The sequence below is a fragment of the Nostoc sp. EspVER01 genome, from assembly GCF_034530635.1.
Taxonomy (GTDB): Bacteria; Cyanobacteriota; Cyanobacteriia; order Cyanobacteriales; family Nostocaceae; genus Nostoc.
Genome location: NZ_JAVRCS010000015.1, coordinates 141846 through 152993, shown reverse-complemented (window position 1 = coordinate 152993; position 11148 = coordinate 141846). Strand labels below are relative to the sequence as shown.

The 11148-nt window shown below is 40.8% G+C and carries 9 protein-coding genes; 4 read left to right on the top strand and 5 right to left on the bottom strand.

The genetic code is table 11. The features are described 5' to 3' along the window. Positions 1 to 18: 18 nt before the first annotated feature. From hpsN to RMX69_RS15520, 3 genes are all read right to left on the bottom strand, one after another. A complete protein-coding gene (gene hpsN, locus RMX69_RS15530) occupies positions 19 to 1032 on the bottom strand; it encodes a hormogonium polysaccharide biosynthesis glycosyltransferase HpsN (RefSeq protein ID WP_322637974.1) in 1014 nt (337 codons plus the stop codon). 273 nt (positions 1033 to 1305) lie between these two features. Further along, entirely contained in the window at positions 1306 to 2961 is a 1656-nt protein-coding gene (gene hpsL / locus RMX69_RS15525; RefSeq protein ID WP_289797264.1) for a hormogonium polysaccharide biosynthesis protein HpsL, read from the bottom strand. A gap of 224 nt (positions 2962 to 3185) precedes the next feature. Then, positions 3186 to 3977: an SAM hydrolase/SAM-dependent halogenase family protein gene (locus RMX69_RS15520; protein ID WP_289797263.1), complete on the bottom strand. Its 792-nt coding sequence runs from the start codon at positions 3975 to 3977 to the stop codon at positions 3186 to 3188. A 153-nt stretch (positions 3978 to 4130) separates the two neighbouring features. Between RMX69_RS15520 and RMX69_RS15515 the strand changes: the two genes are divergently transcribed. From RMX69_RS15515 to RMX69_RS15505, 3 genes are all read left to right on the top strand, one after another. After that, entirely contained in the window at positions 4131 to 5030 is a 900-nt protein-coding gene (locus RMX69_RS15515; RefSeq protein WP_322637973.1) for a hypothetical protein, read from the top strand. Positions 5031 to 5044: 14 nt separating this feature from the next. After that, positions 5045 to 6967 (top strand): Hsp70 family protein, encoded by a 1923-nt coding sequence (locus RMX69_RS15510; RefSeq protein ID WP_322637972.1) that lies wholly within the window; start codon positions 5045 to 5047, stop codon positions 6965 to 6967. Positions 6968 to 7178: 211 nt separating this feature from the next. Beyond that, entirely contained in the window at positions 7179 to 8003 is an 825-nt protein-coding gene (locus tag RMX69_RS15505) for a zinc-dependent peptidase (protein WP_289797260.1), read from the top strand. An 82-nt stretch (positions 8004 to 8085) separates the two neighbouring features. On the opposite strand, the gene RMX69_RS15500 is transcribed toward RMX69_RS15505, so the two are convergent. Together RMX69_RS15500 and RMX69_RS15495 are read right to left on the bottom strand one after the other, a co-directional pair. Further along, a complete protein-coding gene (locus tag RMX69_RS15500) occupies positions 8086 to 8541 on the bottom strand; it encodes an EVE domain-containing protein (protein ID WP_289797259.1) in 456 nt (151 codons plus the stop codon). Positions 8542 to 8675: 134 nt separating this feature from the next. Beyond that, a complete protein-coding gene (locus RMX69_RS15495; protein WP_289797258.1) occupies positions 8676 to 9344 on the bottom strand; it encodes a methyltransferase domain-containing protein in 669 nt (222 codons plus the stop codon). Positions 9345 to 9472: 128 nt separating this feature from the next. Here RMX69_RS15495 and RMX69_RS15490 point away from each other — a divergent pair, with 128 nt between their 5' ends. Then, positions 9473 to 11131 carry a glycosyltransferase family 39 protein gene (locus RMX69_RS15490; RefSeq protein ID WP_322637971.1) on the top strand — a complete coding sequence of 553 codons (1659 nt, stop codon included), beginning with the start codon at positions 9473 to 9475 and terminating at the stop codon, positions 11129 to 11131. The last annotated feature ends 17 nt before the right edge of the window (positions 11132 to 11148 follow it).

Here is an 11148-nt window from a genome sequence, read left to right as displayed (position 1 = left end):
ATCTGAATGGTTTACTTGCTATTTGAGTGTTTCTGCCAAAAGTGGATGCTCCCAAACTTGTTTATCCAATCGACTGTAAATTTGACCATCGTTCCATAGTGATTGGATGACAGTACCCAAAGCTTTGAAAAAACCCAAAATGTAGAAAATCCCGCGAGTGGCAATTTTGATGGGGGAACCGCTTTTGTGACAAGGTGGGCGTCCGAGAACGTGACAGTCAAATAAACGACCATATAAACGCAAAGCTTGAGTCACAGTCAGGTTTTTCAGCCCTAGCAGGAAATGGTTGTGATAAAAGGTGAGTTGATATTTTAGCGATCGCATACTAATATCATGACAACCCCCCGTTTCTTCGCCTAAATGCACCAAATGGGCCTCTGGGTCGTACCAAATCTTATATCCCGTCTGTCTCACCCGCAAACAAAAATCTGACTCTTCACGTACTGCACTCCCGCCAAACCTCTCATCAAACCTCAATCCATACTTAGTAAAGATTTCGCGGCGAAATGACATATTACAGCCCCTCGCTGTCAGCACTTGTTGGGGTTTGATGGTATGTACCAAATCAATATGATACCAAGCAATTCCTGGGTCCATAGCTTCAGGAGGCAGATATTCAATCTGTAAATCTCCTCCAGAATCACCTAATTTCATTCTGTCAAAGACCCGACCAGCAACAGCCCCCACCTCTGGGTTTTGCACATAATTTTTCGCATGGGCTGCTAACAATCCAGGGGTTAACTGAACATCATCATCAATAAACAATATTATTTCACCAGATGACCGCCGGACAGCATAATTCCGCGCCCCTGGCAAACTTGCCCAATCTAGACGCAACCATTTAATTTTACCTGCATTTGCCATCTCTTCTAGGTAGGCTTGAATTTCTGGTTGGTGTTTTGCGGTTTGGTCTACAACTAAAACTTCAAAATTTGGATAGTCCTGTTTTAAGACATCCACAATGCTATCGCGTAACGCTTCCTCTCGTCCGTAGGTCGGGATAACTACAGTAACTAATGGCCAATTATTCATAATTTTTATTAAGTAATTTTACTACCTATATAATAATAGCCTTGTAGAAATTAATTTTCATGAAATTCAGTAAGCGGCTATTGCTTTAATTTACATACTGTATGATCACGGATTTTGGAAAACCTCACTTTCATTCCTCTCTCTGACTACGAAATTGCTTACCCATCAATAAGTATCATCGAAAAATAAGTGTATGGCGAGAATTTCAAGGTAGGTTTGAAATACTGAAGTATTTTTGACCTTCAATCATATCTTTGGTCATTTTTATTTCATTTAAATTGTTTTTAGACGTTTTTTCTTCTTTTTTTGATCGGGGTTAGCATCTTCCTTATCTTGTTTCTCCAGTTCTGGTAACTTAAAAAGAACTCCCGCAAAAAACCAATAATAGGCCGCAACAGGATCCACATCCAGAGGATAATAGTAAGTGTTGGTGCTAATAAACAATATAAACACCCACAAAGCTGCTCCGGAACTACGGAAATTACGGTTCTTTATAGAGCGATAGGTTTTAAAGCCCAGAATTGTTAAACTTGTTACCAAACTCAGAAACGCTAGTAATCCAAAAATTCCCACTTCATAAAGTACTTTAGGGTAGTAGGTTTCCACAAGCTTAGTTTGACCCATCACACGGGCAGAGTTGGTTGCTCGTCCTAAGCCGCTTCCTAATGGCCCGTCTACGTTTTTCCAATTTTCTTCAAATTGCTGGATGATAAAATCTTGAGGTGGTGAAGCGTTCCAACGACTGACAAAACTCTCGGTTCTCTCTTGTACAACAGCAGGGTTAGTCACCATCGCAATTCCCAGAATGAAGGCAAGTCCTACGCCTATGGGAATAAATCGTTTCAGGTTGCCAAGTTGTCCGGTAAGCAATAACAAAATCCCGAAGCAGATTGGTACTAAAGCTAAAGCGATTCTCTGTCCAGAGATGACAGCATTGATAAAGACTCCCACTATAGAACCTAAACCGATGATCCGCCATATTGGCGAGGGATCGGTGAAACCGGTGGCAAAGGTAAAAAAGGTGCTAGAAATTAAGAACCAAGCCCACTGCCAAGGAGCTACAAATGTCCCTGGTAAGCGAATAATCCCTTCTTCTGGACTATATACTAGCGCTCCACCAAAATAACATCGGGCTTCGAGTGTTGCTCTAAATAAGGCATCTCCTTCAAGACCTCTAGTACCTTGACATACACCGGTTAGTAATAAAAAATATTGAATAAATCCCAGTCCGCAGCAAATCAGTGTGAGGACAATCTGGAGGCGCAATAAAAATAGAAAATCCCGCTTATCGCGAATTAGATAGTACGCACAACCAATCAGGGGGACATAGCCTAGAAATACTTTTAGTCCCAGAATTCCCATACCTAATGGTATTTCTTGGGGTGCTTTTTCTAATAGTCCCACACTCTGTGGGTTAAATTGCTGTCCACCATTAACAAACAACAGTGTTAGCACACTGCAAGCCAAAACAATATAAAGTGGGATTGTAATACCTTTGGGAATAATTATAGGTAGCCCCTGTTTACGGCAAGTTTGCCAAAGTCCAATTAGGGCTGGAACGTAAAAGGCATCTTTAGCTAATTGGAGTATGGGACTATTGCCTAAGTAGTAGGTGACAGTACCTCCCACAGGTATGTAAATAATGAAGGCATATAGGGCTTGGCGGGGATATTTGTAGGAAAGGGACATGATTATTATCCCTAACACGCCAGGGACTGCTGCTTTAATTCCAACTGCGAAAAATAGTAGAATGCCAACGAAGACACCGCCAAAAGTGGCGGTGGTGAGTAAGCTAGTGAGTTCTTTACGTACTTGGGCAGATTTGCGCTTTTGGGCTAACTGTTCTTTGAGGCTAAGGGTAGAAGTTTCCTTTTTAGCCTGCTTTTTCGATTTTTTAGATTGCTGAGATTTTGGTTTAAATTTTGGCATAGTGGCACTGTAGCCTATCAGCCTCGCAAAATACTCCATTATATAGGACTAATATTTGATTTTAAAATACACGTAGGGGGCCAGTGCGTTGCGGAGGTTCCCGACGCTTGAGTACTTGCTCTAAGCGTTGGCGCAGCCTATCGTAGAGAAGTCATAACGTCATAACGTTGGTGTACCCTTGGGAAGCAAGCTACGTATAGCGTATTGCAGACAATTACCCGATTTCAGGCAATTTGAGTTACTTGCTGATTCACACGAGGACGGCCAAAGCGTTCCCAAGCACTCCCTCCTCGCAAAAATAGTTCTAAAAAGCGTAATGGTTCCCCTGAATCGCTTCTTGACCAACCGGAACTACCAGGAGCAAAGGCTAAAGTTCCTTCAGATACCTTGAAACTGCCATCAGAATACACCGCATCACTGACCACATCTCCAATTCTGATGGCGATCTTGCTTTGAGGCTCCAAGTTAACTGTATGCGCCCCAATAGTTGTTTTAATGTTGCCGTAGCCATCAATCCAGGCAATACGATCTGATGGAACATCTGGGATTTGCTCACTCTTGAGGCTATCTCCCAAAAGGCTAAAATCTTCATTCATAATCGCAGCCGCAGCCGGAGGAAATATATCCCGTGAGCGAAACTGCGATCCACCACGAGAAACGTTGACCACTCGCAACTCCTTTGTATGGTCTTTGATAAAGGAGAGGGTGTAACCTGCATTCACACCCACTACTTTTACACCATTAGATAACAGGGCATAAGTTAGTCCTTCACCTTCATTGTCTCGACGGGCTTCAGGATCATCCTGACGAGGCGCACAGTTGTGATAAATTAGGCGATCGCTAGGGCCAGGGTTAAGTCCTAGTTGGGCAATCCAGAATCCCGTTGCTAAGGTACTGAATGCTGGAACCGAAAGCAAATGAATTTGGGCATGGGGAAAAGTCATCAGCAGACGTTGTGTGACTTCTGTAAATGCCGGATCTCCTGTACCGTAGTCTGCAATGACGCAGATAAACATTCTGCTCCTCCTTTTGATGGGGTAATTTGCAATCAACCTAATTCATAATTAGTAATTATGAATTATTTCGTCATTATCTGATTACAGGGTGAAATGAAGAAACTAGTGTTCATTTCACTCTTAATTAATAACGTTAAAGTCTTAGTCAATGCAATGAAAACAATCACTTCACTTTTTAGCGAAGAACGCAACCAACTCCAGATAGATATTGATAACACAATCGGCATTGAGCAAATAGTTAAACTGGTTCAAAACCGACTCGATAATCTCGAAAGAATTTACATTGAAAAGCTTAATTTGGCTCAAGTTCGTCTGGCTTCCTTTTTCCTGGATACGCTGCGGCAGTCTATCGCCACCCTGGCAGCAGCGAACTATCTTCAAGTTGCTCCAACTGAACAAAAGCAAATTACTAATACAGGGACAAAGTTGTTTAGCAGCAGATTTATCCTGAAACTGCTAAAGGGACTAATTTATATAGGCATCTTAGGTTCGTTGTTTTCCTTAACTAAAACTACCCCAGGTGCGTGGATGGCTATCTTATTAACCTCTTTACTTATAGGATTAGAAATTGTACTTCAACTTGAATTAAAGAATCAGCAAAATAATTCTATATCTGAAGGACTATTGGAATTACCTCAACCGATTCTTCGGGTTGATAGCAAAGTATTTCTAGATTACCTTGGCGATGCTCTCAACACTATCGACCTAGCAGTGGCTAGAGTAGAAGAATCAAATAAACATGAAGGCGATTTAGCAATAGAAGAATTGCCAGAGTTATTGAATTTTCTCCAAAGACTAATGGGCGCATCCAAACTTGATAAACCCCAAATGGCTCATGAACTGGCGAAACTTCTGCCACAGATTTTAATGTCTCAGGGAATTAACGCTCAAATTTACCGATCAAATAGCGATCGCGAATATTTTGACTTTGAGCCAAGTATTGACCCCGATACCAAAGAACACGTGACTCTAACGCCGGCTTTGTTAAAAGGCGATCGCTTGATTAGACGCGGTAGGGTAATTGAACCAGCATATTCCTCTGCTAGAGAATAATAGACAATAAGGGTATGGAAATTTTAGAAACAATCGGTTTTGATTTGGGACACGGTGAAACGGCTGTAGCTAAAGCGATCGTGGAAAGCATCGAACCCCCCCAGATGTTGGAGATTAATAACAAGAAGAACCAAATTACAGCTCTTGGCTGGCATCCCAAACTCGGTTATCTTGTCGGCGAACAAGCATTAATTCAAGCTGGCGTTACCCAACTGACAATCTCTTTCAAACAAAAACCCAACAACGATCCCAAATATCGAGAAACAATTAGCACTTTTGTGGCAACCTACTACCGCCTTTTGCAAGAAAGTAAACAACTTGCAGGTGGTGAAGGTAGCTATTTTTACATTGGTTGCCCTTCAGGATGGACAGTTAGCGATCGCACCGAATATCAAAAGCTACTTCAAGAAGCTGGCATTCCCCAACTCAATGTTGTGCCTGAATCGCGGGCTGCTTTCATGCAAGCCAAGGAAGCCGGGAAGTTGGAGTATGACAAACTTCTAGCATCGGTGCTAATTGTCGATATTGGTTCTTCAACCACAGATTTTACTCTGGTTAAAAGTTTAGAAGAAATCCCAATAGATTTCGGGAGTAATACTTTAGGTGCATCCTTAATTGACAAAGCTATTTTTGCCCGGACTCTCGCCAACCACGAACAAAAAACATTACTGGAAAAAGTATTTCAGGAATATCCCCATCACCAAGCTCGTTGTGAACTTGCTTGCCGCAAAGCTAAAGAAGATTACTTTTCTAATGAACAGTTATACAGCGATCCTGAATCCTTTGCGCGTGGGTTCGAGTCAATCAACGAACAGATTTATTTTATTCCCCAAGTAAATAAATTGATGATGGAGGAAATTTTAAATCAACCCTTACCTGAACTGGAAAATCATAGTTGGATTAAATCATTTCGCAACTCTTTAAAGGAGGCGAAAGAAAAGCTAGAAAAACTTGGAATCGTACCGAAACTTGTGCTGATGACTGGCGGTGCATCTCGCATGAAGTTCACGCACGTTTTTTGTCAGGAAATGTTTCCCGAACCAGAAACGCTGCTTCGCCCCGATCCAGAACCGGAACGCTGCATTGCTATGGGTTTAGCAAGAGTAGGAAGATGGGATCTGCGTGCTGCTGCTTTTAAGCAAGAAGTGAACAAACTATTTACCTCGAACCAGCTGAAAGGTTTGATTGAAAGGCATATTCCAGAGTTAATCGAATCACTAACTAAGCCTTTGGCGGATGGCTTGATTGTCAATGCAGTTAAACCAGCTTTAAAAGATTGGCAAAAAAACAAAATACGGACTTTAGCCGATTTGGAAACAGCTTTGATTGGTCGGGCAGAACAGTGGCTCAAAAGCGAACGCGCCGTGCAGATAATTAATCATCAATGCGCTGCTTGGTTTAGCAATAAAATCCAACCAGATTTAGCCGCACAAACCGATCCAATCTGTCGAAAGTTTCAGATACCTAGAAGCAGCTTAAGATTCGAGGATAGTATTAACCCAACTTTTGTTAACCCAGAATTACAAATTGGAGATGCTATTCTGGCTGAGACAGTAGCATTTATTGTCAATGTCGTAATTGGTGGAGGCGCAGTGGCTAGCATCATCACTCTCATCCTAACTGGGCATTTAACCTGGCCAATTGCACTAGTATATGGGGCTTCGTTGATGGCAGCAGGAATGGAGCTAAATCGTAAGAGTGTTCAAGAAGTAATTAAGACAAATGTCGATGTCCCTAGTTGGATGCGTTCTAATTTTTTGAGCGACAAAAAAATTGAGGATATGTGTGAGCAAATAAAGCCTGAGTTAGAGAAAGTTCTTCAAGAACAACTAACAGCAAATCAAGAAGCTTTTGATAAACTGATTGTCAAAGTTGAGCAAGGACTTCAAAACAGCCTTTCCAGCAAGGTTCAATCTTGCATAATTCTGATTCAATAGCGGTAGTTAGTGAGCCACAATAATAACAATTATTCTAAACTTTCTGCTTAGGGACTTCCAAATAAAAAAATATCCAATTATTTATTGTGGAGTGGGCGACACGATAGCCCTTGATTACGGGCGCTCATGTTGCCCACCCCACAAGATTGTATAGTTTATTTCTTGGAAATCCCTTACCAGTGAATTAAATATGTAAGATGCTCAAAAGTCAATGATTAAAATAATAATTGTCTTTCTCATCATTGGGCTAATTCTCACAGGGATTTTAATCAATCCCATGCTAGTAAAAAGGCGAAGAAACCGTCTCAAACATCGTTCTTTTCCTCCACTGTGGAATGCTATTATTGAAAATAATCTTCCTATTTATCTGTGTCTCTCTCCCGATGAACTCAGACGACTTCAGGGACATATTCAAGTATTTTTAGCAGAAAAGCAATTTATTGGCTGTAGAGGGTTACAGGTGACAGAGGAAATGAAACTGACTCTTGCTGCTGTTGCTTGTTTACTTATATTAAATGAACGTGGACAGTACTTCCCCAGACTTCGTTCAATTCTGGTGTATCCTAACGCTTATTTTGTTCAAGAAACAAATTCCGTCGGAAAATATGTTGTTGAGGAAAGGCGTGTGGCAAGACTGGGTGAATCGTGGACAAATGACCAAGTAGTAGTGTCTTGGGAACAGGTAAAACAAGACATTAATAACTGGAGAGATGGACGTAATGTTGTGCTTCATGAATTCGCCCATCAGTTAGATCAAGAAGATGGTAAAGCTGAAGGAGTTCCGATACTGCAAAACAACTCAGACTATGCTATTTGGGCGAAGGTGATGACAGAAGAATATCAGCAACTTTGTAATGATGTTCTACAAGGTGCAAAGACGGTAATGGATAGCTATGGTGCAACAAATCCAGCAGAATTTTTCGCCGTAGCGACTGAGACATTCTTTGAAAAACCGCGCCAATTGTTGTCCAAGCATCCGGCACTTTATGAGCAACTGCAACGTTACTATCAATTAGATCCCGTGCAATGGGTGTGAAGTAAGCGGGCAAGACTAAATCACATTGTGTTCAGTTAATCAACCTTCCTTAAAATGTTTTACGAATTACGAATTATTTTAACTAGGAGTTTTTCATCGCCAGAATCTTCAAAGCTACTGCTTCAGGGACGGGCATCACTGATAATCGATTTCCTTGTCTCACCAACATTAACTCTTCGGCGCTAAACTTCTCTTTGAGTATTGATAACAAGATAGGGTTAGAAAAAGTCTCAACAAATTCCACTACAACTGTTTGCCACCGAGGCGATTCATAACTTGACTTGGGGTCGTAGTATTTACTTTCTGGCTCAAACTGGGTCGGGTCAGCAATATCTTTTTTCACTACACGCATTAACCCAGCAATACCGGGAGGATTAGTGCCGGAGTGATAGAAAAAAGCTAAGTCTCCTTCATCCATTTGGCGCAAAAAGTTGCGAGCTTGATAATTGCGAACGCCATCCCAGATAGTCTCTTTCTGCTGTTGAAGATCAACAATGCTATAGGCTTCTGGTTCTGATTTCATTAACCAATAATTCATTTACAGAAATTATGCATATACAAAAGCATTTTAATTTTAAGTAGGTAAATAAGTTCGTAGTAAGGACTAAAGTCCTTATTTTCTAAGCACCAAAGTGCTTACTACAAACCCTCTTATACTAGTGAATATTTGACTTAACTACGGTAAGCTATGACAGCATAAAACGGATCTCCTCCAACTGCACCCAACCACTGTAAGATATTCGGTAATGTTGATTTATGAGCTATAACTTCTGCGGCTGTAAATCCTGGAACTGACGCAAAATAAGCTTTGACTAATTCTACTCGCTGTGCTTCTGAAGCCTCCCGCCAAGCTTGAATCGCCTTTTCAAAAAACATCCGGTTAGAAAAGCTGATAATTGCAACACCACCAGGTTTTAGGATGCGGTAAATTTCAGAAAATACTGCTTCTGGATATTGCATATATTGCACAGATACGCAATTGAGAACAGCATCAAAATTTTCATCTGGTAAAGGTAACTGCGGATTTTCGTTAAGATTTTGCACAAAGTAATGATTTAAGCGGGGATTTCGTGCTAATTCCTCAGCGTTGAGTCCGTGTCCTTCCACATGGTCAAACTGCATTTCTTCTGGTAGATGAGACACCCAACTGCTCATCATATCAAAAATGCGGGTGTCTTGTACTGAGCGTAGCCGAAGTATGGGTTTGAGGCGATCGCGGTATAAATCCGTTAGCTGTTGAATAAATCCTTCATCAACATGGGTGACGAAGCGAGGATAGGCGTAAAACAGTTTATCGTCTGTGTCATCTAATTTCAGGCGCTGATTCGGTCTTAACTGCATAAATCTCTGTTTTGGAGTACTGTTTCCGAAATTTGCGGCAATTTCAGATATTTTTTCACAAACACTATGTAACATATTTTAATAACAGCAGGATACCTAAATAGCAGTATTCAATTTTTATCAATTTCATGTTATATAAACTACACTTCTTACAGCATATTTGGCGACAAATCCGCCTAGTCGCATCATTACCATATTTTAGTTTGTTAGTTTGGATACTGCCCTTATTACTATTTACTTCTGGACATAATAGCCTGATGGCACATGATGAAGGGCTTTACGCATCACGTGCCCGTCTGATGTTTGATTCTGGTAATTGGATAGCTCCTTGGGAAACAGCACATCATAAAACTCCTGGCCCTTATTGGTTAATTGCCAGTTTCTACACGCTGTTTGGTATCAGTGATACTAGTGCGCGTCTTCCTAGTATGATTGCTGGCATTTTTAGCTTGTGGCTTGTGTATGAAATTGGCAAAATTATGCTAGGCAAAAAATTAGGTTGGCTAGCTGCTGCAATTTTAAGTGTGGAATTTCTCTGGCTGCAATACTCTCGCTTAAGTACACCTGATGTACCGATGGTTCTCTTGGTGCTTTTAGCTATTTTGTCTTTAATCAAAACGGAATTGCATCCCAAATATCGCTACTGGTGGAGTTTTCTAGCTGGTTTAAGTTTAGGTTTAGGCTTCTTAGTTAGAAGCTTTATGATTTTTTTGCCAATTATAGCTTTATTACCTTATTTAATTTGGGAACATCGCCGTCATCGTCATCTTACTAACCCAATTTTATATTTAGGTTTTTTCGTAAGTTTAATACCAACCTGTGTTTGGCTGTGGTTAAGCTCACTGCACTACGGAAATAATAGTTTTGAAGAGTTACTCAAGTTTGTTGTACAACTAGGTTCTGAAGAGCGGGAGTCTAATGGGCTACTATTCTATGTCTGGAATATTCCTGTAAAAGCATTTCCTTGGGCTGTTTTCGGACTTTTAGGTTTATTTTTAACTATTCGTCGTCCCATTCCTCGTTACCAGTTAATATTAGTTGGCTTTCCACTTGTTTTATTTGGAGAAATTAGTGTTTTTAGCACTCGTTTATCTCACTATAGTCTTTGCCTTTATCCGTTCATCGCTTTGTTTGCATCTGTAGGTTTAAACTGGTTAGGCAATATTTACCAGACAGGAATTCCTCCACACTTCCCTCTTCAAAAAAGTAAAAAAAAGATATTGAACCTTTTTGCAAGAAATAATCTTCCACGAAACCTCAGTTATGGCTTGGGTGGATTAGGTGTTTTACTTGTTATGGCGAGTATTGGCATCTTTAGTTGGGGTAGTTCTGACATCCGCAAGTATGCAACTATTGGCTTGGCTATGGGCTTGGGTTGGTTAATTTTACCTGTGGTGTGGATTGCTCGTTACCACTTTGACAAAAAGTTTCTCACAGCGCCTTATTGGATTGCAGGTTGGTTAATTCCCTGTTGGTTGGCTTTGGCGGCGATGGGTAGCATCGGTATGTTAAGTGACTATAACTCTGGGTTAAAAACTTTTTTACAACAAAGTGCGATCGCTTCAATTCTCCAATCTCATCCTACGTACTATGTGGAAATAGATGCTAAAACCAAAGTATTGCTTAATTTTTATCTTCCTACTCGGCCTCAACCAGTAGTCTCTATTTCGCAAGTACCAGCTTTGAGCTATGCTTGGATCTATGCTAACCAGTCTTCTAAATTATCTCGACCTCACCGTATTATCGGGACAGTCAAAGAGCATCAGTTGATTCAAGTTCTTCCCTAAGATAGATGTAAAGTAAC